Consider the following 22,359-nt stretch of genomic DNA (forward strand, 5'->3'; position numbering starts at 1 on the left):
ACCAAAACACCACAAAATACCCCCCCACCCACGCCGGCCGGCCCCCCCGCGGGCGCGGCCCGAGCCCCACTCAGTCCAGGCTCTTCTTGAAGCGACGGGCGGCCAGGGTCAGCATCAGCAGGGTGAACCCCGCCAGCCAGAGCACGTCCGACAACAGATCCCCCATGTCGCCCCCCCGCAGCACTATGCCCCTTATCAGCCGCATGAAGTGGGTGGCGGGCAGCACCTCGGCCACCCACTGGGCCGGCACCGGCATCCCCTCGTAGGGAAACATGAAACCCGACAGCAGGATGGAAGGCAGCAGGATGAACACCGTCATCTGCATCGCCTGCAACTGGGTCTGGGCCAGGGTGGAGATGAGCAGCCCCAGGGTCAGGCTGGCGGCGATGAACAGCAGGGTCGCCAGTAGCACCTGGCTCAGGGCACCGTTGATGGGCACCGCGAAGATGAGATGACCAAGGCCGAGGATGATGACCACCTGGACGAGCCCCACCACTATGTAGGGCAGGATCTTGCCGATCATCAGCTCCAGCGAGCTGATCGGGGTGGTGATGAGCAGCTCCAGGTTGCCCCGTTCCCGCTCCCGCACGATGGCCGCCGAGGTGAACATGATCATGGTCATGGTGAGGATCACCCCGAGCAGGCCGGGCACTATGTTGACCGCCGCCCGGCGGGAGGGGTTGAAGTAGAGCACCGTCTCGAAGGTGGGGGGCGCACGTTCGGCCCCCGGCTTGAGTCCACTGAGGGGCATGGCGCGCAGCCCAAGCAGGGCATTGGCGATGACGGTATCGGACCCATCCACCAGCCACTGGCCCGCGCTCTCCCCATCGCTCAGGCGGCGAGCCAGATCCCGGGGCAGCACCAGCACGGCGCGCACCTCCCCCCGGGTCAGGGCGGCTTCCGCCTCCTGCAAGCCCACGTAGCGCCGCTCGATCTGCACCACCTGGGTGGCCCTGACCGCCTCCACCAGCAGCCGCCCCGGCACGCTCTCGCTCATGTCCACCAGCCCGGCCGGGATCTGGCGCACATCCGTGTTGATGGCATAGCCAAACAGCAGCAGTTGCAGCAGGGGGATCATGACGACCATGCCGAAGGTCAGCCTGTCCCGCGCCAGCTGCCTCAGCTCCTTCTGGGTGATGGCCCAGAGCCGTCTCAGGCTGTTCATGGGTTCGCTCCTTTGGCCAAGATCCACGGGATCATCACCGCCATCCCGACCGTCAGCCTGTCCCGCACCAGCTGCCTCAGCGCCTTCTGGGTGATGGCCCAGAGCCGTCTCAGGCTGTTCATGGGTTCGCTCCTTCGGCAAAGATCCACGGGATCATCACCACCACGTTGCCGACCGTCAGCCTGTCCCGCGCCAGCGGTCTCAGCTTCTTCCGGGTGATGGCCCAGAGCTGTTGCAAGCTGTTCATGCCCTGCGCTCCTGTCCGGTACAGCTGACGAACACATCCTCGAGACTGGGTCTGACCGGCACCAGACTGGCGTTCGCCAGGGCCGGGCAGGCCTGCCGCAGCCAGGAGACAGGATCCGCCAGATCCTTGTCCACCAGCACTCGCAGCCGCTGGCCGAGCTGGGCGGCGGATCGCACCGGCACCAGTTGCAAGAGTTGCTGCTTGAGCAGCCGCAGATCCGGGGCCTGCACCTCCACCACCCGGGTGTTCATGGCCTCCATCAGCGCCAGGGGGGAGCCCTGGGCGCGCACCTTGCCCGCCTCCATGATGGCGAGGCCGTGGCAACGCTCCGCTTCATCCATGTAGTGGGTGGTGACCAGGATGGTGGTACCCCCTTCGCTCAAGTCGAACAGCTTCTCCCAGAAGTCGCGCCGGTTCTGGGGATCCACCGCCGAGGTGGGCTCGTCCAGCAGCAGCAGATCCGGGCTATGGATCACCGCCGCCGCCAGCGCCAGCCGCTGCTTCTGACCGCCGCTCATGGCCCCGGCCCGGCGCCGCGCCAAGGGCGTCAACTCATAGGTCGCCAGCAGCTCGTGCAGACGGGCATCGAGGGCCCGGCTGCCCATGCCGTGGATCCGCCCCATGAATTCCAGGTTTTCCCAGGCGGTGAGTTCGTCGTAGAGGGAGAACTTCTGGGTCATGTAACCGATGCGGCGGCGCAGTGCCTCCGCCTGTTTCGGGATGGCGAGGCCCAGCACCTCGATCTCCCCCTCGGATGGGGTGAGCAGGCCGGTCAGCATCCGCAGGGTGGTGGACTTGCCACAGCCGTTGGGGCCGAGGAACCCCTGGATCTGCCCTCTGGGCACCGCCAGCGCCAGCCCGTCCACGGCGAGGAAGTCACCGAAGCGGCGGCTCACCCCCCGGGCGCTGATGGCCAGTTCACCCACGGATGCCTCACTCATGGGCGGGCTCCCCGTCATCGACAGGCTCGGCCTGCACGGGCAGGCCGCTTGGCAGGTCCCGGGCTGCGGGCAAGTCTATCTCCGCCAGATAGACCAGCCTGGCCCTGTCCTGCTCGTTGAGGGCGTAGTAAGGGGTGAAGGCGGGCTCCTGGGAGATCCAGCGCAGCCGGCCGTTCAAGGGATCCGCCAGACCATCCACCCGCACCCGCATGCTCTGACCTACGGGGTAATGTGCCAGGGCGGTCTCCGGCACATAGACCCGGGCGTAGGGGGCATTGTCCGCCTGCAGGGCAGCCAGCACGGCACCGACCGGGACCCGCTCGCCGAGGTTGTAGGGCAGGCTGTCGAGGCGTCCGCTGCGGGTGGCAACCACGGTGAGATCTGCCAGTTCACGCTCTGCCAGCAATACATCCGCTCTGGCCGCTTCAAGCTTGGCAGTAGATTCGTCTATGTCTTCCGCCCGCACGCCCCGGGTCAGCTTGTCGAGCTGCTGACGGGCGCCGTCCCGCTCGGCCAGGGCGCCATCCCGCTCCGCGCGGGCCTTGTCCAGCTCCGAGGGGCTCTGCAGCTTCTGCCGCACCAGCCGTTCAGTTCGCTGGAAGCTGCGCTCGCTCTCCCTGAGGGTCGCCTGGGCCTTGTCCAGGCTGGCGCGGGCGGCGGCGATGTCCTCCGGCCGCTCGCCATTGGTCATGCGGGCCAGGGCCGCCCGGGCACTGGCCTCCTCGGCACGGGCCCGGGCCAGTACAGCCTGCTGACGGCTGTCGTCGAGCCGGGCCAGCACCGTGCCCTCCTCCACCCGGCTGCCCTCCGCCACCGGCAGGGCGCGGACAATCTCGTTGGCGGTGGCGGTGAGCAGTACTCTGTCCCGCTCCAGGGTGCCGAGCGCCTCGCCGCGGTGGTCAGGCTGGCAGGCGCCGAGCAGACCCAGCAGGGGAATGAAGAGCAGGCAGTGACGTAGCATGGGGGCTCCTTGGCCCGGCACCCGAGTCTGACCCGGCAGGGGCCGCCCGGGGTGGGCGTTGATGCATGACTGTCGCCAGCATATCCATTGTCAGTATTTTTTTCCTCAAGCCAGCTCACTCATTTGCATTCAGCTCGTTGACCTAAAAAGAAAAATATCAGAATACTGCGATTCAGGGCCGTTCAGGCAGCATCCCTTGCCGCCAGCGCAGAGCGCCAGGGACGCTGGCGAAGGAGAGACAAGGAGGTACCCGGTGTTAGACAAAACGTGGTTTCAGCTGTCGGCGGACATGACCTATGTCTGTCTGCGCATCGCCCCCGGACTGACCCACCCCGTCGCCGAGGCCGACGTGCTTGGCCTGCTGCGGGCCTCCAACTGTCGCCGCTACCAGCCCCTCACCGAAGGGATCCGGCAAGCGGTCACCCTGCTCGGCGCCCTGCAAGACAATCCCGATGCCCCCTCCCATGCCCCCGTCCCCATCGCCCAGCGCCAGGACGCCAGGTTGCTGCTGCAGGTCGAGAAGGATCTGATGAGCGCCAGGGCCCAGATCACCGCAGACTGGGGGGGCAAGCCCCTGACCCTGGAGCAGTTGCAACAAGCTCTGACGGAGAGCCAGATCAAGCGCGGGGTGGAGCCGGCCAGGCTGCTTGCCGCCGTGCAGGCGGCCAGGGAGGCGGCTCCCGGCACCCAGATCAACCCTGTCATCGCCCTTGGCCAGGCCGCCGAGCACGGGCTGGATACCCGGCTGGAGCGACTGGTGGAGACGGCAGCGGAGCGGATCCTCAGACCCCAGGAGCGGGATCACGGCAAGGTGGACATGCGCGACCTGGGCACCCTGCTGACCGTCAAGGCGGGCTCCCAGCTGATGCGGCGCCACCCCGCCACCCGGGGCATCGACGGTTTCACGGTGACGGACCAGCCCCTGCCCGCCAAGGCGGGCAAGGAGAGCGCCATGGTGGCGGGGGAAGGCAGCTGCTTCTCCCCCGAGGATCCGGATCTGCTGCTGGCGACCCGGCCCGGCCTGCCCTGTCAGGAGCGTGCGGGCATGCGGGTCGACGAGGTGCTGAGCGTCAAGCAGGTGGATATCCGCCACGGTCACGTCATGTTCGAGGGATCCTTGCTGGTCACCGGCGACGTCATGCCCGGCATGCGGATCAAGACCAGCGGCGACGTGGTGATCGGCGGCTTCGTCGAAGGGGGATATATCGAGTCGGGGGGGACCATCACGGTGCGCAGCGGCGTCATCGGCCGCAAGCAGGATAACGACGAATACCTCTGTCACCTCTATGCCGGCGGCGAGATCCACGCCAGCTATGCCCAGTACGCCCGACTGGAGGCCGATGGCGACATCCATATCCAGAGCCAGCTCAGCCACAGCTATTGCCGCAGCGGCCAGGATCTCAAGGTGGGAGACAGCGCCATGCGCAAGGGCCACCTGATCGGGGGCATCAACATCGCCAACCGGCTGATCATGGCTCCCGTGCTCGGCGCCTCGGCGGCGAATCGCACCCGGCTGCAGATCCTCGGCGGCTACTTCAGCCACAAGGAACAGGAGCAGGCCCTGCGCCAGCGCAAGCAGGCCTGCCGGGAACAGCTCGACAAACTGCAGGATCTCATACTGCGGCTGCTGCAACTACCCCACGACAAGCGCAACCCCGAGACCCTGCAGAAGATCAAGGAGATCCGCATCCGCCAGCTCGACGAGAACCGGTCTCTGGACGAGCAGCTGGCGACGGCCCAGATCGAGCTGCAGGCCCTGATGGCCAAGATGGACATCATCGCCACCCAGCGTCTCTTCCCCGGGGTCGAGGTGGAGATGGCTCACCACCACAACAGGGTCGACATCGAGCACGGCCCCATCCATTTCGCCATCCGGGATGACCAGTTACAACTGACCCCCTATCAGGGCCAGCGCTGATCCCAACGCTATCTGTCGTCGGCGTCCCCCACCGCGTGGCGTGATCCCGACGGTGATTTTCGCTACACTCGACAGCCCATTGGCCCCATGGGGCGGGCCAGCCAGACTCAGGTAGTGAGAAGATGTACAAGCTGATCGCATTGGATATGGATGGCACCCTGCTGAACCCAGAGGGCCGCATCACCCCCCGCACCCACGCCGCCATCACGGCAGCCCGCGCCAAGGGTGTCACCGTGGTACTGACCTCGGGTCGCCCACTGGAAGGCATGACCCCCTATCTGGCCGAACTCGGCCTCACCGGCCCCGATGACTACGTCATCTGCTACAACGGCGCCCTGGTACAGAAAGTCTCGGATCAGCGCATCATCCGCAGCCAGCTGCTGACCGGCAAGGACGCCAGCGCCATCGCCCATCTGGCGGATGAACTCGGGGTCAACATCCACGGTTTCTCCGTGCGTCAGGGACTCATCAGCCCCAGGGTCAGCACCTATACCGAACACGAATCCCGACTGGTGAAGATGCCCATCAACCTAGTGGACTTCGCCACCCTGCCCGCCGGCGAGCAGGTGATGAAGGTGATGATGATAGACCCGGAGCCCCAGCTCTCCCGCGCCATCGCCCAACTGCCTGCCGAGCTCTATGAGCGTTATACCGTGGTGCGCAGCTCCCCCTACTTCCTCGAGTTCATGAACAAGCTGAGCAACAAGGGCACCGGGGTCGCCGCCCTGGCGGAGCACCTCGGCATCGATGCCAATGAGGTGATCGCCGTGGGGGATGCGGGCAACGATCGCCACATGATCGAATACGCCGGACTCGGGGTCGCCATGGGCAACGCCACCGACGAGATCAAGCAATTGGCGCAGCACACCACCAGCCGCAACGACGAGGACGGGGTCGCCAAGGTGATCGAGCAGTTCATCCTGAATGCGTGATCCCGGCCGGGGCACCCAGGGTGCCCCGCATTTTTCACCACCCAGCCTGCATGTTTAATATATCCACCATTATGACCACCCCCTCTCACACCCTCATCCCTTCAGCCCCCTGATAACGGGACTCGAGCTGGCTCCCGCCTTATCAAAATTAACATAAACGCATCATTTCGTTTGACATATTGAACGGCCTTGGCAGACTGGGATCAGGATCCAGGCTGTCATCGCCCAGGCTGACCGACGATTCTGGCACCCCGGCACGACCCCGGATCCCATGACCATGCCTTGAGGCATGCCCTTGTCGCCACCCCGTGGAAAGGGCCTTCCCAAGGCGCAGGATGAGACACCACAGCCAAGGATAGCCAGGTGACCTATGCCCAACCCCTCCCGATCCCATGCCAAACCCGTCGTGTTGATGACCATGGGGGCCCAGCCCCGTAACGGTCACCCCTATCAGGTGATGACCCACAAATACATCAAACCCCTGGTGGAGATCAGCGGCTGCGTGCCCCTGCTGGTTCCCACCTGCTGCGGCGCCGAAGATCTGGAGCAATACCTGGATCTGGCGGACGGCGTCTATCTGAGCGGTGCCGGCTCCAACATAGACCCCGCCCTCTACGGTCAGGAGAACCTGACCCCGGACAAACCCCAGGACAGGGACCGGGATCTGTTCGACATCCCGCTGGTGCGGGCCGCCATCGACCGGGGTCTGCCCCTGCTCGGCATCTGTCGCGGCATGCAGGAGATCAACGTGGCCCTGGGTGGCGACATCTATCAGAAGGTCTATACCGAGCCCGGCTACGCGGATCACCGGGAGGATACGGAGGATACGGTGGAGGATCAGTATGGTCACAGCCATCAGGTCAGCCTGGTGCCTGGCAGCTGGTTTGCCGAACTGATGGGAGAGGAGCGGATCCCGGTCAACTCGTTGCACGGTCAGGGGATCAAGACGCTGGCCAAGGGGCTGGCCCCGCTGGCCTATGCCGAGGATGGTTTGATTGAAGCCCTCCATGCCCCCGAACTGCCCCAGTTCACCCTGGCGGTGCAGTGGCATCCGGAGTGGAAGGCGAGCGAGAACCCCCACTCCATCAAGTTGTTCGAGGCCTTCGGGGCCGCCTGCCGCGAGCGCAGGCAGCAGCTGGGCTAGTCGCCAAAGCCCTTGGCTTTGAGTCTCGGCAGCGCCCCGCGATCGGGGCGCAGGGTGCGGCACACATCCAGCCCCTTGAGGCCCCGCTGGACATGATCCGGGGCCTGGCCGAGCACCATGCCGTTGCCGCGATAGAGCTTGGTCTCTTCCAGCTCGAACAGCTCACCCCCAATCAGGAGCTGCTCCCGACCGTCGACCACCTTGCCCCGCTTCAGGGGCAGCGTCATGTCCACCTGGATTTCTCCCGTGGCGCAGCCCTCGCGCCAGGTAGCCTCGTCGGAGAAGGGGGAAATGGTGATCTCCCGCCAGGATCCATCTCGGAACTCCATCCGGTAGTGATCCCTCAGCAGATCGCACCCCGCCAGCACCATGGGCATCAGCAACCAGATGCCTCTCTTCATGCAGTTCAAACCCGCCGCTCCTTCATCTACTTGTGCCAAAGATAATCACCCCGCGCCAGGCCCCATGGCAGGCACCGGAGACGGTACCTTGCTTATCGGCCGCGCCCCTCAGAGCAACAGGGTAGCCAGCTCGTCGAGGGCATTCAGCTCAACATCCGGCAACAGTTGCAAGCCCTGAGCTGACCGGCCGCCCTCGTTGAGCCAGGCGGCCCGAAAACCGTGCAATCGGGCACCCAGCACATCGCTCTCGGGGTGATCCCCCACGTGCAGGATCCGCTCGGGGGAGAGCTTGAGGGCCGCCTGCACCGCCAGAAACATGTCGGGGGCCGGTTTCATCCGGGCGCCCAGCCCCGCCTTGCAGACCAGGGTGAAATAGTCCGCCAACCCGGCCTGCGCCAGATCCAGGTTGCCGTTGGTGATCACCACCAGGGGGTAACGCGCCGCAAGGCGGGCCAGCAGGGCGTGGGTTTCGTCGCTGACAACGATCTTCGAACGCTCTGCGAGGAAGCCGGCGAATACTGCCCTGGCCTCTCGCTGTGCCTGTTGCCGTGCCATTCCCCCCTGCATCAGGGCTGCGCAGATCCCCTGCTCGCGCGCCAGGCTGACGTCGTCGCGCAGCTCGGGGCGCGCCAGCAGCAGGTCGCGCTTGAGGGCGAGCCAGCCCGCCTTGTCGAGCATGGCGGTCGCCAGGTATTCACTGCGCAGGTGAGCCAGCATCCACTGCTCGGCACGAGTGATGGCGGGGCCGTTGTCATAAAGGGTGTCGTCGAGATCGAACGAGATGGCGGCCACCGGCTGCCAGCGGCGATAGAACTGCATGGACTCTCCTTGGGTGGCTGGGCTGCCCCCTTATTCGTTTTCCTCTGAACCCGGATCCCGCTTGGCTCTAGGGTGAGCACCGTCATACACCTTGGCCAGATGCTGGAAATCCAGGTGGGTATAGATCTGGGTGGTGGAGAGATCCGCGTGACCCAGCAGATCCTGTACCGCCCGCAGATCCCCCGAGCTCTCCAGCATGTGGGTGGCGAAGCTGTGACGCAGCTTGTGGGGATGCACGTGGGCGTTGAGCGCCTGCTTGTTGCCCCAGCCATCGAGCCGCTCCTGCACGGAGCGCGCCGACAGCCGCTGCTTGCGCTTGGAGACGAACAGCGCCTCCAGCTCGTCTCCCGCCAGCAGGGGACGCACCTTGAGCCACTTCTGCAGCCACTCCACCGCCATGCGCCCCATGGGCAGTACCCGCTCCCGCGATCCCTTGCCGGTCACCCTGAGCTGACGATCATCGAGCTTGATGTCCGCGAGGTTGAGCCCCACCAGTTCGGCCAGACGCAGACCGGAGGAGTACATCAGCTCCATGATGGCGCGATCCCGCACCGCCAGTGGATCCTGCTCGTCGGTGATGTTGAGCAGCTGGTACATTTCGTCCACGTCGAGGTTCTTGGGCAGGGGGCGCCCCTGCTTGGGGGTCACGATGCCGCGGGCCGGATTGGCCACCAGCCGCCCCTGGCGGACCTGCCAGTCGCAGAAACTGCGCAGGGCCGAGACCTTGGTGGCAAGGGAGCGAGGCGCCAACCCTGCCTTGTGCATCCGGGTCACCAGGCTGCGCACCTGGCTCGCCTCCAGCCTGGCCCAGTCGGTCAGGCCGAGACGCACCAGCTCGGCAGTCATGGCCTCCAGGTGAGCCTGGTAGTTGCTGCGGGTGTGGGGGCTGAGCTGACGTTCGACTCGCAGATACTCGATAAAGGCCGTCAGCGCCTCGGCCAGGGTGGCAGGCAGGGCATCGGCGGCGCCAGAAGCCTCAGCCACGGCCAATCTCGGGCAGGCGCAGTTGCAGCAGGCGGCCGAGCTGTCCCAGCAGCAGGGTATCCGTGTGGGGGGTGAAGTGGCCCGGATCCGAGCTGGCGAAGGCCAGCACACCCAGATCGCCAATTCGCATCAGGGCAACAGAATTGACCAGTACATCGCTCCCAAACAGCGTCTGTTTCTCGCCCTGATTCAGCCGCCCGAAATAATAGTCTGTCCCCGGCAGGCGCTGACCCAGCAGTTGATCGAGCTGTTTGCCCTTCGCCAGGAAGCGCTGCTCCGGGCCGCTCAGCGGGAAGCGTTTCGGGTTGAGCCAGAGCCGTACCCCGGTCAGGCGCAGGCGCTGCACGAAGGCCTTGCCCATGACGGCGCTGACTTCGAACAGGCTCTGGCAGCCGTAGAGTTCACCGTAGAGATCCGCATAGATCTTGAAGATCCGCTCGTTCTCGCTGGCAATCCCCATCAGCTCGGTGATCTCCTGCTCCAGCTGCTCGATACGCTCTCGCTGCCTGTCCATCTGGCGCTCCACCAGGGAGACGCTGCCCTTGCGCTCGTGGGGAATGCGAATGCGATCCAGCATGGCGGCATGACGCTGGAAAAACTCGGGATAACGGGCCAGGTACTCCAGCACTGTGGCTTCATCCATCAGTGATTCCTGCCGCTTGAGTTCGCTCATAACTTGGTTGATCCATCTGAAAAAGGGGCGCAGGGCCCCGACATTATCGTGACAGGGAGGGCTGACCCTCCCTCATGCCAGCAAGCCGTCTACAACTCTATCTGACCATCAAACACATGCTCGGCCGGCCCCGTCATGTAGACCGGCTGACCCGGCCCCTTCCAGGCGATGGTAAGCTTGCCCCCCGGCAGGGTGACGGTGACCCGCTCCTTGAGCTTGCCCTGACTGATGCCGATCACCACGGCGGCGCAGGCGCCGGTGCCGCAGGCCAGGGTTTCCCCCACCCCGCGCTCGAACACCCGCAGCTTGATCTCGCTGGCGTTGACCATCTCCATGAAGCCGACGTTGACCCGCTCGGGGAAGCGTTCGTGACGCTCCATGATGGGGCCCAGGGTCAGCACGGGGGCCTCCTCCACCGAGGACACTTCGATAACGCAATGGGGGTTGCCCATGGAGACCACACCGCACATCACAGTATGCTCCTGCGCGCGCAGCAGGTAGGTTTTTTCTGCCTTCTGGGCCCGGAACGGCACCTTGCCCGGTTCAAACTGGGGCACCCCCATGTTGACCGTGACCTGGTTCTCCCCCTCCAGTTGCAGGGTGATGCGGCCACGGGCGGTGCTGACCGCGATCTTGTCCCGGTTGACCAGCCCCTTCAGGCGCACGAAGCGGGCGAAACAGCGGGCACCGTTGCCGCACTGCTCCACCTCGCTGCCATCGGCATTGAAGATCCGGTAGTGAAAATCGAGCTCGGGATCATAGGGAGGCTCCACCAGCAGCAGCTGATCGAAGCCGATCCCGAAATGGCGATCCGCCAGCTTCTTGATGACGTCGTTGCTGAAGAACACCTTCTGGGTGACGCCGTCCACCACCATGAAGTCATTCCCCAGCCCATGCATCTTGGAAAAATCTATCAACATCCTGCGTTCCTGTGCCCCTTGGGCAGTAAATCCCCACCACACCGGCGACGGGTCAACGGCTCACGCTCTCGATTCGGCGGAACGTCTGGAAAACTCGGCAATGCCCGCGCACTCAGGGCAGCAGGTGCTCACCGCGCCAGAGATCGGCCAGCTGTTCCCGCTCCCGGATGAGGAACGCCTTGTCCCCATCAACCAGCACCTCGGCCGCACGGGGGCGGGTGTTGTAGTTGGACGCCATGGTGAAGCCGTAGGCACCAGCGGAGCGTACCGCCAGCAAGGATCCCTCGCCAATCGCCAGGGTACGCTCCTTGCCGAGGAAGTCGCCGGTCTCGCACACCGGGCCCACCACGTCGTACAGCGCCTTCTCGTGGGTCGCGCGGCTGTCCACCTCGATGATGTTCATCCAGGCGCCGTAGAGGGAGGGGCGCAGCAGATCGTTCATGCCGGCGTCGATCAGGGCGAAGTTGCGGGTCTCGCCCGGCTTCAGGAATTCCACCTTGGTCAGCAGCACCCCGGCGTTGGCGACGATGGCCCGGCCCGGTTCGAACAGCAGGGTCAGATCCCGGCCCGCCAGCTTGCGCTTGAGGGCTTCGGCATACTCGCTCGGATGAGGGGGCTGCTCGGCGCCGTAGTTGACCCCAAGACCACCGCCCACGTCCAGGTGATGGATATGGATGCCTTCCGCCGCCAGCTCGTCGATGAGCCGCAGCAGCTTGTCCGCCGCCTCCATAAAGGGCGTGAGTTCAGTCAGCTGGGAGCCGATGTGGCAATCCACCCCCTTGATCTCGATGTGGGCCATGGCCGCCGCCTTGCGGTAGATGGCGGGAGCCTGCTCGATGGGGATGCCGAACTTGTTCTGCTTGAGGCCGGTGGAGATATAGGGATGCGTGCCCGCGTCGATGTCCGGGTTGACCCGAACCGACACCCTGGCGGTCTTGCCCATGGAACCCGCCACCCGGTTCAGACGCTCCAGCTCGGCTTCGGACTCCAGGTTGAAGCAGAGGATCTCTTTTTCCAGGGCGAGGCGCATCTCGGCCTCGCTCTTGGCTACGCCGGAGAAGACCACCTTGGCCGGATCACCGCCCGCCGCCAGCACCCGGGAGAGTTCCCCGCCGGAGACGATGTCAAACCCGGATCCCAGGCGGGCCAGCAGGTTCAACAGCGCCAGGTTGGAGTTGGCCTTGACCGCATAGCAGATGAGATGGGGGATGTCGCCCGCCGCCTGATCGAAGGCGTGCCAGTGGCGCTCCAGGGTGGCACGGGAGTAGACGTAGAGCGGGGTACCATACTGCTCGGCAAGTTGTTGCAGGGGCAGCTGCTCGGCCTGCAACTGGCCGTCGGCGTCGTAGTTAAAGTGATCCAAGGGGGCGGTTCCTTCCTAAATTATTGCGGCGCGGCCTCGGAGGCCGGTTTGGCGGTCGCAGACGAGGTGGCTTGCGGTGTACTCTCTGTCTCGGGCTTGGCGGGGGCAGGCTGCTCGGCAGGAGCGGCTTGCTCGGGGGGCGGCATATAGAGCGGCCCCGTCAGACCACAGGCGCCCAACCCAAGGGAGAGAAATGCGGCCAACAGGCACTTGGTGAACTGGGTAGTCATAATGGTTCGCTGCGAAAAAATTTTTGGCCCTCTATAATCGCACTCACATTGTTAAAAGCAACAGGATAAACCGATGAAGGATCACGAGTATCACGCCCTGACAGACGCCTTTTTCCAGTACGTGGAGGACGTCATCGACGAGGGGTATCCGGATATCGACTGTGAACGGGCCGGCGGCGTGCTGACCTTGAGCTTCGAGAACAAGACCAAGGTCATCATCAACAAGCAGGAGCCCCTGCACCAGATCTGGGTCGCCACCCGGGAGAACGGCTTCCACTTCGAGCTGCGCGGGGAGAGCTGGATAGACAACCGCTTCGGCGACGAGCTCAAGACTCTGCTGACCCGGGCCTGCACAGCCCAGGCGGGCGAGCCGGTGCGCTTCCCATGATTGACCTGCACCCCGATGGCGCCCGTCATGCGGTGATCTGGCTGCACGGGCTGGGAGACTCAGGTGCGGGTCTGGCGCCCCTGGTGGACGCCCTGGACCTGCCCGCCACCCTGCCGGTACGCCACCTGCTGCCGGATGCCCCCGAGCGGCCCATCACCATCAACATGGGCTACAAGATGCGCGGCTGGTACGACATCAAGAGCTTCGAGGATCCGGCGGATCGCGCCGTGGAGTCCCATGTCCGCGAATCCGCCGCCCGCATCCAGGGCTTGCTGGATCAGCTGATTGCCGAGGGCTTCGCCCCCGAGCGCATCGTGCTGGCCGGTTTCTCCCAGGGGGGCGTCATCGCCTCCTTCACGGCCTTGCGCTGCCCGCAGCCCCTGGCGGGCCTGCTCTGCATGTCCACCTATCTGGCGGCGCCCGATGCCCTGATGGGGGAAATGAGCGAGGCGGCCCAGCGTCTGCCCATCTGCTACATGCACGGCATCTATGACGACGTGGTGGCGCTCTCCATGGGCTGGGAGGCGAAGAACCGGCTGGAAGCGGCGGGCCTCGCCCCCGAGTGGCACGAGTACCCCATGCGCCACGAGATCTGCCGTCCCCAGCTCGCCGACATCCGTCACTGGCTGCTGGCACGCCTCGACGGCTGAATCCCGGACGACGCATATGACAACGGCCTGCATCTGCAGGCCGTTTTCGCTGGCTCATCGGCAATCCGGCAGCATATCAACCTACCTCGCGGGCAGGCCCTGGATTATCTCGCTGTGGATTCTGGCTGCGGTAGGGGATCACCTCCAACTCATCACCCTGTTGCACGATTTCGTAGTACTGGGGCAGGTTGAAGTTGCTGAACTGGCCGGCATCCCCCGCACGCTCCTTGCCCGAGGTGTAGAAGCGGTTCACCCCCTGTACCAGCTCATCCTTGTTGCCGGCGAAGTGCTGGTAGATCTCCACCCGGTTGGCCTCGTCCAGGATATAGATGTTGGTGCCCGCATTGCGGGTGTCGAAGAAGAACTGCACCAGCCCCTCGCTGGCGTAGGCATCGACGATGCCGGGCAGGTGCTGGCTATGGCTCCTGTCCAGACGCAGCGGCAGGTGATCCAGCTTGTTGTGGGAGATGTGGCGATAGAAATCGATGGCGTTTTCCAGCTTCTTGACCGACACCCCGCGCCGCTCGAAGAAGATGCCGTACTTCTCGCGCCCGAGGGCCAGCGTCTTGACCAGCTGCTGCTTGTCCCGGGCGAGGCGCAACTCGATGCACTCGGCCAGCAGCTGCTGGAAGCGGGAGCGCACCAGGGAGCGGAAGTGCTGGCTATAACAGAACACCTCTATCATCTCCGGCGCGGCGGCATCCTGGTGCATCTTGCCGAGTATGGTGGTGAGGGCATCCACCACCGCCTCTTCCCCCTGGAAGTGCAGGGTACGGATCTCGCTCCAGGAGTTGCGATAGACCAGATCCACCGAGCCCACCAGACACTCCTGGTTGCGGCCGAAGGAGAAGACGTCGGCGGCGTTGGCGTCGAACTCGATCACCTGCCCCACCCAGTGGCTGGACGGATCCGTCTCCAGATTGAGGAAGATGGAGAGCTGGTGGATCTCGCAGGGACGGCTCAGGGCCAGGTTGGTGGCACGGGGATACTTGACCGGGAAGGTGCCGGAGAGATCGCGGCAGAACTGGTGCAGGTTGTCGATGTGCAGATCCGAGCCCTGATTGAAGAGGTGCACCCTGGACTGGGGCGTCATCAGGCCATTGAAGTAGGCCCAGGCCACCAGCTTGCTGATGTAGCCGTTATATTCGAGCGGCGCCCGGCCGATGATGTCCACCGGCTCCAGAGAGTGCTTGTAGAGATACCAGCCGGCGCGGTTGAGGCGGCCATGGGGCACCTGCACCAGGCTGAGATCCGGCTCGCTCAAGTCCGGCGCTATCTTGAGGTTGATGCGCTGCACCTTGCCCGGCAGACTCTCGAAGGCGGCATAGAGCTTGCGCGACAAGATGCCGATGTCTTCCGGGTTGATGGACTCGCTGATGTTGTTGCGACGGGCGAACTGGATGAGGTTGCGGTAGCTCTGCATCAGGGCTTCCAGCAACTCGGCATAGGCCACCTTGACCTCTTCGACCTTCCACTCCTCCCGGTGATCCAGGTGGTGCAGGCGCTCCGGGCCCCAGCCCCAGTAGGAGACCAGCTGGGCCATCAACTCCCGACGCCAGCTCGGGCTGTGTTCCTCTTTGGGATGGCTCAGGCCGTCACACACCTTGAGGTAGAAGCAGCGGCGCACCAGATCGAGGCGCTGCATGTCGCCGATGGACTTGAGGTAGTTGGTCACCTTGTCCAGCATCAGGCAGTAGTTGTCGAGCCGATAGTGCATCCCTTCGTTGTGCTGGAACCAGTCGCGACTGGTCACCGACAGCAGACGGGTGTTGGGATACTCGTGGGAGTAGGCCTCCATCAGCAGGGACTTGAGCACCGCCTTGTAGGGGGAGTCGATCCCCTTGTAGAGCTGCCAGAGGGCGGAACCGAAGTACTCCTCGGCGGGAATACGGTTGAAACCACCGAGATCCAGCCAGTCGTCCTGGCTCAGCTTGCCGTGGGCAAACAGGCCGTTCACATAGTCGTCGTAATGATCGTCATACTCGGCGGGCACCAGGTACCAGAGCAGGCGCTTGCCGGCGATGAGCATGGCGCTGCGATAGAACTCGTCGAGCAGCAGCAGGTGCTGGGCGCTGCCGCAGCTCTCCCCCTGCATCTGGGCATCGTTGCGCTGGCGGAACTTGTCTTCGGGGATCAGGAAGAAGTTGAGATCGACCCCCCGCTGCTCGGCCCACTTGGAGAGGAGCTGGCATTTTTGCTCCAGCAGCGCCAACCGTTCCTGGGAGAGGCCCGCCACGTGGCAGACCCAGATATCGAGATCCGAATGGCAGCACTGCCCGATGGAGGAGGTGCTGCCCATGGAATAAAGACCCTGGATCGACTTGTCGTGGGTGCTGAGGCCCCCCTGACAATTCGCGTTCTGACACAGATCCTGGATGAAGGCTTGCTGAGCCTCGTTGGCCACGAAGCTCCAGATGCCATGGGGCACATCACCTGCCACATAACCGGGCAAGAGAGGGTGATTGAAGTGCAGCATGACAGGCAGCAACTGAAACACCTGCTGCCCATAGCGACTCATGAGATCCAGCGCCCGTTGCGTCTTGAGACGATTGATCTCGTCGTAGCGCGCCACCAGCGTGTCGAGTTTTACCAGCAATGCCCTACCTATCGGGGAGAGAAATGACGCACCAAAATGGGGAGACGTCAAAAAAGTGTGATCATGTTAACAATGCAAACCGCCGTGGTAAACAAGCCCGCATGGAATCACCGGATTATTTCTGACCCTGTCAATAACGGTATCATGGGAAAGTAATAAATTTTAATGTTTTCAATTAATTAAATATCCGTAGCGGCTTAATGAAAATCATTTTCAGCTGCCTTTTTTGAGCCTGCCCCCGCTTTTGCCGGCTGCGCCATGAAAGCCCCTGCAAAGGGTGATAAGATCGTTTTCCTCACTAAAGATGAAACAACTGATTGATATGGCAGCCCGAACTCTGAGAATCGCCACTCGCAAGAGCCCATTGGCCCTGTGGCAGGCCAACTTCGTGAAAGACAGCCTCGAAGCGCTCTATCCCGATCTGGACGTCGAACTGGTGCCCATGAGCACTCAGGGGGACAAGATCCTGGATACGCCGCTCGCCAAGGTGGGCGGCAAGGGGCTGTTCGTCAAGGAGCTGGAGACTGCCATGCTGGAGGGGCGCGCCGATATCGCGGTTCACTCCATGAAAGACGTGCCGGTGGAGTTCCCCGAGGGGCTCGGCCTGCACACCATCTGCGAGCGGGAAGACCCGCGCGATGCCTTCGTCTCCAACCGTTTCACGCAGATTGACGAGCTGCCCCAGGGCGCCGTGGTCGGCACCTCCAGCCTGCGCCGCCAATGTCAGCTGCGGGCTGCCCGCCCGGACTTGGACATCCGCGACCTGCGTGGCAACGTCAACACCCGTCTCGCCAAGCTCGATGCCGGTGAGTACGACGCCATCATTCTCGCCGCTGCCGGTCTGAAACGGCTGGAAATGGCGCATCGCATCACCGCCTTCATCGAACCGGAACAGAGCCTGCCTGCCAACGGCCAGGGCGCCGTCGGCATCGAATGCCGGTTGGATGATCATGAATTGCACGCCCTGCTGGCGCCGCTCGAACACGGCGAGACCCGGGTACGGGTGCTCACCGAGCGCGCCATGAACCGGGCCCTGCAAGGGGGATGTCAGGTCCCTATCGGTGCCTATGCCCTGGTGCAGGGAGAGGAAGTCTGGCTGCGTGGCCTGGTGGGCAGCCCGGATGGCAGCCGCATCATCCGCGACGAGATCCGCGGCCCTGTCGCGGATGCGGAGCGGCTCGGGGAGACCCTGGCCCAACACCTGCTGGCCGATGGCGCCGACGTCATCCTGGCCGAGGTGTATCACCCATGACAGTGGGCAGGCGGGTAGCGGAGCGCGTGGCCTGATGATCCCGCTGGTGGTACGCCCCGCCGAGCAGGCCGACGAGCTGGCGCAACTCTTGCGCCAGCAAGGCCACCAGCCCCTCTGCTGTCCCTTGCTGGAAACCCGGCCGGGGAGCGAGCTATCCCGTCTCAGTGACATGCTGCCTGCGGCGGACATCGTCATCGCCGTCAGCATGCATGCGATTCATTTCGCTCATCATTTTCTGTTGCAAACTGGTCTGACCTGGCCACATATTGAGTACTTTGCGGTTGGCCAGGCCAGCACGGATGCCTTCGCCGAGGTGGGCATCCAGGCCCAGTGCCCGCACGATCCCCGCAGCGAAGGCTTGCTGCTGTTGCCAAGCCTGCAGGGGGTAGCCGGCAAGCGCGTGCTGATCCTGCGCGGCAACGGCGGGCGGGATCTCATCGCCACTACACTGGCCTCACGCGGCGCACTGGTGCACTATTGTGCCACTTATGAGCGCCACTACCCCGAACTCGACGGGGACGCATTGACCCGCCATTGGCAGCGTGCCGGCCTCGACAGCCTGCTCATCACCAGTGGTGAACTGTTGCAGCGACTGTTGGCACTGGTGCCAAGCCAGCATCAGCCCTGGCTCTATGATCGTCTGCTGGTGGTACCCAGCCCGCGCGTGGCCGAACAGGCCGAGGCGGCTGGCTTTACCCGTATCGTGATTGCCCAAGGTGCATCCAACCAGGCTCTGGTGGCCGCCCTGGAACTGAGGAAGATGGAATGACTGAACAACAAGAATCCGAGGTCAAATCCCAGCCAAGCGCTGCGGCCCCCGTGGCCAGCGATGTGCCCGGCAAGAAACAGGGTCGCTCCGGCGTACTCCTCGGCGGTGTCGCCATTTTGCTGGCCCTGGGGCTGACCGGCGGCCTCTATCTGCACGGACAACAGACTGCCGCCGCCCAGCAGGCCGAACTCGGTGCCCTCAAGCAGCAACTGGCCGAGGCCATGGGCAAGCTGGACCAGAGCAACAGCAAGGATGCCGATCAGCTGGCAGCCTTCGGCAAGGGTCAGCAGCAACTGCAAGATGCCCTGGACGCCCTGCAGCACAAGGTGCTGGATCTGGATGACAAGCGTCCCAACGACTGGATGCTGGCCGAATCCGAGTACCTGGTGCGGATGGCGGGTCGCAAACTGTGGCTCGAGCATGACCTCATCTCCGCCATCACATTGCTCGGCAATGCCGACGAGCGGATCAAGGCCCTCAACGATCCCAGCCTGATGCCCATCCGCAAGGCGCTGGCGGAAGATATCGCCAAGCTCAAAGGGATGCCGCGGGTCGATCGCGAGGGGCTGACCCTGAAGCTGGCCGCCCTCTCCGATCAAATCGAGCTGCTGCCCCTCTCCACCGTCAGCATGCCGGAAGCCAAGGCCGAGGCGGATCAGGCCGTCAGCACCAATCCGGACGAGTGGGAGAGCAACCTCAAGAAGAACTGGGTCAAGTTCACCGAAAACTTCATCACCATCCGTCGCCGGGATGGCGCCGTGGAGGCCCTGCTCTCCCCCCAGCAGGAGATCTTCCTGCGTGAGAACCTCAAGACCAAGCTGTTGCAGGCTCAGCTCGCCGTCTATCGCGAGCAGCAGACGCTCTACACCGACAGCCTGGACAAGGCCGAGCGCTGGCTGACCCAGTATTTCGACGTCGACAACAGCGCCACCCAGTACATGCAGTCCGAGCTCGACAAGCTCAAGGGGGAGCAGATCCAGTTCGACTATCCGGATCAGTTCAAGACTCAGGCCATGCTGGAGCAGGTGCTGACCGAGCGCCTGCAACGCATCCTGGCCGGCAACTGAGGAGGGCACCATGATTCGTCTGATCGTCATCGTCGCCGTCATGGTGGCGGGCCTCATCTTCGGCCCGCAAGCCTCCGGCAACAAGGGCTATGTGCTCATCTCCCTTGGCAACTACACGGTAGAATCCTCAGTCACCAGCGCCGTGATCCTGGCGGTGCTGTTCTACGGCGCCCTGCTCATCGTCGAGTGGCTGCTGACCCGGGTATTCGGCCTGCGCCGCAAGACCCAGGGCTGGTTCGGTTCCCGTCGCCGTCGCAAGGCAAACCTGCAAACCGTCAACGCCACCCTGGCCATGGCCGAGGGGCACTACAACCAGGCCGAGAAACTCTTGATCAAGGGGGCCGACAACAGCGACACCCCACTGCTGAACTACCTGAGCGCCGCCAAGGTCGCCCAGGCGCGCGGCGATGACATCCGCCGGGATCACTACCTGCAAAAAGCGCAGGAGGAGAACCCCAAGGCCGAGCTGGCGCTGACCCTGCTCCAGACCCAGTTGCAGATAGAGCAGGGCCAATACGACAGCGCCCTCGGCCGCCTCGAATCCGTCTATGCCCTCAATCCCCGCCACCCCATGGTGCTGGACCAACTGCGTCAGGTCTATCTGGCTCGCCAGGACTGGGCCGCACTCATCGAACTGGCCCCCGCCCTGCGCAAGGTCGGCAAGCTGACCCCCCAGCAGGAAGAGGAACTGTTGCAGCAGGCCTGGTGCGGCCGGCTTGAAGCCGCCGGGGACGCCCTCGACAGCCTGCGCCCGGTCTGGCAGGAACTGCCGCGCAAGCTGCGCCAGGATCCCGCCCTGCTCATCCGCTACGGGGATCGCCTGCGCCGGCTCGGTGCCGACAGCGAGGCGGCCGACCTCTGGCTGGAGGCACTGCGCAAGCAACCCGCCCCCGAGCTGTTCGCCCGTCTGCCCAAGCTGAAGCTCAATGACTACCAGCCCATGCTGACCCAGCTCCAGAAGATGCAGGATCAACCGGGCGCCGAAGCGGCACTGGCCCAGGTCTATCTGCTGGCGGGCCAGCTGGATGAGGCCCAGCGTTTGCTGGAGCAGGAAGTGGCCAAGGCGCCGAGCCCTGCCCTCTGCCACGCCCTCGGCCAGCTGATGGACAAGCGCCGCCTCACCAACAAGGCCAACGAATACTATCGTCAGGCCCTGGAACTGGCCGGGATCTGAGTCCAGCCCACGTCACGGAAAAGAGGCCGCAATCGCGGCCTCTTTTTATGAATGGGGTTTTGAATGTTGTCGCCACGCGGGAGAAGGAGCAGGGATGAAGGACAACAAGCAACCGCCCTCATCCAATCCCCTCCCTGAGGGAGAAAATCCAACGCTCAGGCGGTCAGCCGCTCCAGCTCACCGATGAGCCAGATGGCCTCCTGACGATGGGTGCCACACACATCCTGCATGGGTCGAAAGCCGCTGCACACCGCCGGACGCTCGGGCTGGCCGAAGATCTTGCAGCCCAGGCTGGCATCGAGCTGGATACAGGGGACGCCTGCCGGTTTGCCCTGGGGCATGCCGGGAATGGCGCTGCTGATGCTGGGGGCGATGCAGCAGGCGCCGCAACCCTGACGACATTCCATGTGATTCTTCCTCTGTAGGGCGAAGCAGTGTAGCAAGGAGTCCGCATTCCCCTAAGCCTTATCCCTGCTACCGCCAAAAGAACCCTTCGCCTACTGCGGGCAGCAAAAAGCCCGACCGTGTTGACGGTCGGGCTTTTTGTGACAGGAATTCAGCGCTTGCTCATCAGAGGATGATATCCCGCACTACGCTGTCCTTGCGATCCAGGAAGTGGATCGACTTGATACGACGAATGGTGCGCGACTTGCCGCGGATCAGCAGGGTCTCGGTGGTCGCCATGACGCCATCGCTGGTGATGCCTTCCAGCAGATCACCCTTGGTGATGCCGGTGGCCGAGAAGATGACGTTGTCATTCTTGGCGAGATCTTCCAGCTTGAGCACCTTGTTCACGTCGATGCCGAGGGCCTCGCAGCGGGCGATCTCCTGCTCGCCGAGGGCACGCACGTCCGGGCTGTCGCCCTTGACCTGATGGCGCGGCACCAGGCGAGCCTGCATGTCGCCGTCCAGGGCGCGGATCACCGCCGCCGAGATGACCCCTTCCGGTGCGCCGCCGATGCCGTAGAGCATGTCCACTTCGCTGTCCGGCAGACAGGTCAGGATGGAGGCAGCCACGTCGCCGTCTGGGATGGCGAACACGCGCACGCCCAGTCCCTGCATCTCCTTGATCGCCTTGTCATGGCGCGGTTTGGCCAGGGTGATCACGGTCAGGCGGGAGAGCGGCTTGCCGAGCGCCTTGGCCACGGCCTTGAGGTTCAGCTCCAGGGCCTGATCGAGGTCGATGGCGCCCTTGGCCTTGGGACCGACGATCAGCTTCTCCATGTACATGTCGGGGGCCTTGAGGAAGGAGCCCTTGTCGCCGACCGCCAGCACCGCCAGGGCATTGGCCTGACCCATGGCGGTCATGCGGGTGCCTTCGATGGGATCGACCGCGATATCCACCGCGTCGCCCAGACCGGTACCCACCTTCTCGCCGATGTAGAGCATGGGAGCCTCGTCGATCTCCCCTTCGCCTATCACAATCTCACCGTCGATCTGGATCTGATTGAGGATGTGACGCATGGCCGCCACGGCCGCCCCATCGGCGATATTCTTGTCACCACGTCCGAGCCACTTGTAGCCAGCCAGTGCAGCCGCTTCCGTCACTCGGGAAAACTCGATTGCCAGTTCACGTCTCATCGCAATATCCAACCTTTGGAGCCCGAAAACGGGCGGCATTCTACCACAAGGGCAAACCTTTGCGCGTAAAAGTGGCGGATCGCCACATAAATCGCGGCTTTCATCGGAATGACACACAACCGCAACCCCTTGTTCATGACACGGTCACCCCGCTGTCATCTGCCACTTCTAGCATGGCCCCGTC

General features: G+C 64.0%; 24 protein-coding genes. 9 read left to right on the plus strand and 15 right to left on the minus strand.

Annotated features, from left to right (window positions below; genetic code table 11):
- Positions 1-70 precede the first annotated feature (70 nt).
- Genes ACW5W7_RS18530 through ACW5W7_RS18550 form a run of 5 tightly spaced genes read right to left on the minus strand, consistent with a single transcriptional unit; the run spans position 71 to position 3,314 of the window.
- Positions 71-1,165: an ABC transporter permease gene (locus tag ACW5W7_RS18530; RefSeq protein WP_349919959.1), complete on the minus strand. Its 1,095-nt coding sequence runs from the start codon at positions 1,163-1,165 to the stop codon at positions 71-73.
- Positions 1,162-1,287 (minus strand): hypothetical protein, encoded by a 126-nt coding sequence (locus ACW5W7_RS18535; protein ID WP_456502649.1) that lies wholly within the window; start codon positions 1,285-1,287, stop codon positions 1,162-1,164. The genes ACW5W7_RS18530 and ACW5W7_RS18535 overlap by 4 nt, the downstream gene beginning before the upstream one ends.
- Positions 1,284-1,412 carry a hypothetical protein gene (locus ACW5W7_RS18540; protein WP_349919963.1) on the minus strand — a complete coding sequence of 43 codons (129 nt, stop codon included), beginning with the start codon at positions 1,410-1,412 and terminating at the stop codon, positions 1,284-1,286. The genes ACW5W7_RS18535 and ACW5W7_RS18540 overlap by 4 nt, the downstream gene beginning before the upstream one ends.
- Positions 1,409-2,338, minus strand: coding sequence for an ABC transporter ATP-binding protein (locus ACW5W7_RS18545; protein WP_456502701.1), 930 nt, complete (start codon positions 2,336-2,338; stop codon positions 1,409-1,411). The genes ACW5W7_RS18540 and ACW5W7_RS18545 overlap by 4 nt, the downstream gene beginning before the upstream one ends.
- 7 nt (positions 2,339-2,345) lie before the next feature.
- Positions 2,346-3,314, minus strand: coding sequence for an HlyD family secretion protein (locus tag ACW5W7_RS18550; protein ID WP_456502650.1), 969 nt, complete (start codon positions 3,312-3,314; stop codon positions 2,346-2,348).
- A gap of 253 nt (positions 3,315-3,567) precedes the next feature.
- Between ACW5W7_RS18550 and ACW5W7_RS18555 the strand changes: the two genes are divergently transcribed.
- From ACW5W7_RS18555 to ACW5W7_RS18565, 3 genes are all read left to right on the plus strand, one after another.
- Positions 3,568-5,232 carry a DUF342 domain-containing protein gene (locus ACW5W7_RS18555; RefSeq protein WP_456502651.1) on the plus strand — a complete coding sequence of 555 codons (1,665 nt, stop codon included), beginning with the start codon at positions 3,568-3,570 and terminating at the stop codon, positions 5,230-5,232.
- A 122-nt stretch (positions 5,233-5,354) separates the two neighbouring features.
- On the plus strand, positions 5,355-6,164 hold the full coding sequence (gene yidA, locus ACW5W7_RS18560; protein WP_456502652.1) for a sugar-phosphatase: 810 nt from the start codon (positions 5,355-5,357) through the stop codon (positions 6,162-6,164).
- Positions 6,165-6,534: 370 nt separating this feature from the next.
- Positions 6,535-7,308: a gamma-glutamyl-gamma-aminobutyrate hydrolase family protein gene (locus ACW5W7_RS18565; RefSeq protein WP_456502653.1), complete on the plus strand. Its 774-nt coding sequence runs from the start codon at positions 6,535-6,537 to the stop codon at positions 7,306-7,308.
- Here the strand turns inward: ACW5W7_RS18565 and ACW5W7_RS18570 are convergent.
- From ACW5W7_RS18570 to lptM, 7 genes are all read right to left on the minus strand, one after another.
- Positions 7,305-7,709 (minus strand): hypothetical protein, encoded by a 405-nt coding sequence (locus tag ACW5W7_RS18570; protein WP_456502654.1) that lies wholly within the window; start codon positions 7,707-7,709, stop codon positions 7,305-7,307. The two genes, ACW5W7_RS18565 and ACW5W7_RS18570, sit on opposite strands and share 4 nt — an antisense overlap.
- Before the next feature lie 108 nt (positions 7,710-7,817).
- Positions 7,818-8,528: an HAD-IA family hydrolase gene (locus tag ACW5W7_RS18575; protein WP_456502655.1), complete on the minus strand. Its 711-nt coding sequence runs from the start codon at positions 8,526-8,528 to the stop codon at positions 7,818-7,820.
- 30 nt (positions 8,529-8,558) lie between these two features.
- Entirely contained in the window at positions 8,559-9,518 is a 960-nt protein-coding gene (xerC, locus tag ACW5W7_RS18580; protein WP_456502656.1) for a tyrosine recombinase XerC, read from the minus strand.
- Complete coding sequence (locus ACW5W7_RS18585) at positions 9,505-10,185, minus strand: DUF484 family protein (RefSeq protein ID WP_456502657.1); 681 nt, start codon at positions 10,183-10,185, stop codon at positions 9,505-9,507. Before ACW5W7_RS18585 ends, xerC begins: the two co-directional genes overlap by 14 nt.
- 89 nt (positions 10,186-10,274) lie before the next feature.
- Positions 10,275-11,105: a diaminopimelate epimerase gene (dapF, locus tag ACW5W7_RS18590; protein ID WP_456502658.1), complete on the minus strand. Its 831-nt coding sequence runs from the start codon at positions 11,103-11,105 to the stop codon at positions 10,275-10,277.
- Between the two features lie 112 nt (positions 11,106-11,217).
- Positions 11,218-12,468 carry a diaminopimelate decarboxylase gene (lysA, locus tag ACW5W7_RS18595; protein WP_456502659.1) on the minus strand — a complete coding sequence of 417 codons (1,251 nt, stop codon included), beginning with the start codon at positions 12,466-12,468 and terminating at the stop codon, positions 11,218-11,220.
- A 20-nt stretch (positions 12,469-12,488) separates the two neighbouring features.
- Positions 12,489-12,698 carry an LPS translocon maturation chaperone LptM gene (gene lptM / locus ACW5W7_RS18600; protein WP_349919980.1) on the minus strand — a complete coding sequence of 70 codons (210 nt, stop codon included), beginning with the start codon at positions 12,696-12,698 and terminating at the stop codon, positions 12,489-12,491.
- Positions 12,699-12,771: 73 nt separating this feature from the next.
- On the opposite strand from lptM, the gene cyaY reads away from it, so the two are divergent.
- A complete protein-coding gene (gene cyaY, locus ACW5W7_RS18605; protein ID WP_456502660.1) occupies positions 12,772-13,086 on the plus strand; it encodes an iron donor protein CyaY in 315 nt (104 codons plus the stop codon).
- On the plus strand, positions 13,083-13,736 hold the full coding sequence (locus tag ACW5W7_RS18610) for an alpha/beta hydrolase (RefSeq protein ID WP_349919983.1): 654 nt from the start codon (positions 13,083-13,085) through the stop codon (positions 13,734-13,736). Before cyaY ends, ACW5W7_RS18610 begins: the two co-directional genes overlap by 4 nt.
- Before the next feature lie 76 nt (positions 13,737-13,812).
- Here ACW5W7_RS18610 and ACW5W7_RS18615 read toward each other — a convergent pair whose 3' ends face one another.
- Positions 13,813-16,332 (minus strand): class I adenylate cyclase, encoded by a 2,520-nt coding sequence (locus ACW5W7_RS18615; RefSeq protein WP_349919984.1) that lies wholly within the window; start codon positions 16,330-16,332, stop codon positions 13,813-13,815.
- Positions 16,333-16,654: 322 nt separating this feature from the next.
- Here ACW5W7_RS18615 and hemC point away from each other — a divergent pair, with 322 nt between their 5' ends.
- From hemC to ACW5W7_RS18635, 4 genes are read left to right on the plus strand one after another with little or no spacing between them, the layout of a single operon-like run.
- Entirely contained in the window at positions 16,655-17,584 is a 930-nt protein-coding gene (hemC, locus tag ACW5W7_RS18620; RefSeq protein ID WP_456502661.1) for a hydroxymethylbilane synthase, read from the plus strand.
- A gap of 34 nt (positions 17,585-17,618) precedes the next feature.
- Positions 17,619-18,353, plus strand: coding sequence for a uroporphyrinogen-III synthase (locus ACW5W7_RS18625; RefSeq protein WP_456502662.1), 735 nt, complete (start codon positions 17,619-17,621; stop codon positions 18,351-18,353).
- Positions 18,350-19,420 carry a uroporphyrinogen-III C-methyltransferase gene (locus tag ACW5W7_RS18630; protein ID WP_456502663.1) on the plus strand — a complete coding sequence of 357 codons (1,071 nt, stop codon included), beginning with the start codon at positions 18,350-18,352 and terminating at the stop codon, positions 19,418-19,420. The genes ACW5W7_RS18625 and ACW5W7_RS18630 overlap by 4 nt, the downstream gene beginning before the upstream one ends.
- A gap of 10 nt (positions 19,421-19,430) precedes the next feature.
- Positions 19,431-20,594, plus strand: coding sequence for a heme biosynthesis HemY N-terminal domain-containing protein (locus tag ACW5W7_RS18635; RefSeq protein WP_456502664.1), 1,164 nt, complete (start codon positions 19,431-19,433; stop codon positions 20,592-20,594).
- A 155-nt stretch (positions 20,595-20,749) separates the two neighbouring features.
- Here the strand turns inward: ACW5W7_RS18635 and ACW5W7_RS18640 are convergent, their stop codons facing one another.
- Positions 20,750-21,001, minus strand: a complete 252-nt coding sequence (locus tag ACW5W7_RS18640; protein ID WP_349919991.1) for a YkgJ family cysteine cluster protein — start codon at positions 20,999-21,001, stop codon at positions 20,750-20,752.
- Between the two features lie 163 nt (positions 21,002-21,164).
- Positions 21,165-22,175, minus strand: a complete 1,011-nt coding sequence (gene glpX / locus ACW5W7_RS18645) for a class II fructose-bisphosphatase (protein WP_456502665.1) — start codon at positions 22,173-22,175, stop codon at positions 21,165-21,167.
- Positions 22,176-22,359: the final 184 nt, after the last annotated feature.

It is taken from the genome of Aeromonas intestinalis, assembly GCF_054052485.1.

What these genes read in the sequence shown, in the direction of transcription:
- ACW5W7_RS18530 (WP_349919959.1), bottom strand. Translation starts at nt 1,165, where the DNA reads ATGAACAGCCTGAGACGGCTCTGGGCCATCACCCAGAAGGAGCTGAGG.
- ACW5W7_RS18535 (WP_456502649.1), bottom strand. Translation starts at nt 1,287, where the DNA reads ATGAACAGCCTGAGACGGCTCTGGGCCATCACCCAGAAGGCGCTGAGG.
- ACW5W7_RS18540 (WP_349919963.1), bottom strand. Translation starts at nt 1,412, where the DNA reads ATGAACAGCTTGCAACAGCTCTGGGCCATCACCCGGAAGAAGCTGAGA.
- ACW5W7_RS18550 (WP_456502650.1), bottom strand. Translation starts at nt 3,314, where the DNA reads ATGCTACGTCACTGCCTGCTCTTCATTCCCCTGCTGGGTCTGCTCGGC.
- yidA (WP_456502652.1), top strand. Translation starts at nt 5,355, where the DNA reads ATGTACAAGCTGATCGCATTGGATATGGATGGCACCCTGCTGAACCCA.
- ACW5W7_RS18565 (WP_456502653.1), top strand. Translation starts at nt 6,535, where the DNA reads ATGCCCAACCCCTCCCGATCCCATGCCAAACCCGTCGTGTTGATGACC.
- ACW5W7_RS18570 (WP_456502654.1), bottom strand. Translation starts at nt 7,709, where the DNA reads ATGAAGAGAGGCATCTGGTTGCTGATGCCCATGGTGCTGGCGGGGTGC.
- ACW5W7_RS18575 (WP_456502655.1), bottom strand. Translation starts at nt 8,528, where the DNA reads ATGCAGTTCTATCGCCGCTGGCAGCCGGTGGCCGCCATCTCGTTCGAT.
- ACW5W7_RS18585 (WP_456502657.1), bottom strand. Translation starts at nt 10,185, where the DNA reads ATGAGCGAACTCAAGCGGCAGGAATCACTGATGGATGAAGCCACAGTG.
- dapF (WP_456502658.1), bottom strand. Translation starts at nt 11,105, where the DNA reads ATGTTGATAGATTTTTCCAAGATGCATGGGCTGGGGAATGACTTCATG.
- lptM (WP_349919980.1), bottom strand. Translation starts at nt 12,698, where the DNA reads ATGACTACCCAGTTCACCAAGTGCCTGTTGGCCGCATTTCTCTCCCTT.
- cyaY (WP_456502660.1), top strand. Translation starts at nt 12,772, where the DNA reads ATGAAGGATCACGAGTATCACGCCCTGACAGACGCCTTTTTCCAGTAC.
- ACW5W7_RS18610 (WP_349919983.1), top strand. Translation starts at nt 13,083, where the DNA reads ATGATTGACCTGCACCCCGATGGCGCCCGTCATGCGGTGATCTGGCTG.
- hemC (WP_456502661.1), top strand. Translation starts at nt 16,655, where the DNA reads ATGGCAGCCCGAACTCTGAGAATCGCCACTCGCAAGAGCCCATTGGCC.
- ACW5W7_RS18625 (WP_456502662.1), top strand. Translation starts at nt 17,619, where the DNA reads ATGATCCCGCTGGTGGTACGCCCCGCCGAGCAGGCCGACGAGCTGGCG.
- ACW5W7_RS18630 (WP_456502663.1), top strand. Translation starts at nt 18,350, where the DNA reads ATGACTGAACAACAAGAATCCGAGGTCAAATCCCAGCCAAGCGCTGCG.
- ACW5W7_RS18635 (WP_456502664.1), top strand. Translation starts at nt 19,431, where the DNA reads ATGATTCGTCTGATCGTCATCGTCGCCGTCATGGTGGCGGGCCTCATC.
- ACW5W7_RS18640 (WP_349919991.1), bottom strand. Translation starts at nt 21,001, where the DNA reads ATGGAATGTCGTCAGGGTTGCGGCGCCTGCTGCATCGCCCCCAGCATC.
- glpX (WP_456502665.1), bottom strand. Translation starts at nt 22,175, where the DNA reads ATGAGACGTGAACTGGCAATCGAGTTTTCCCGAGTGACGGAAGCGGCT.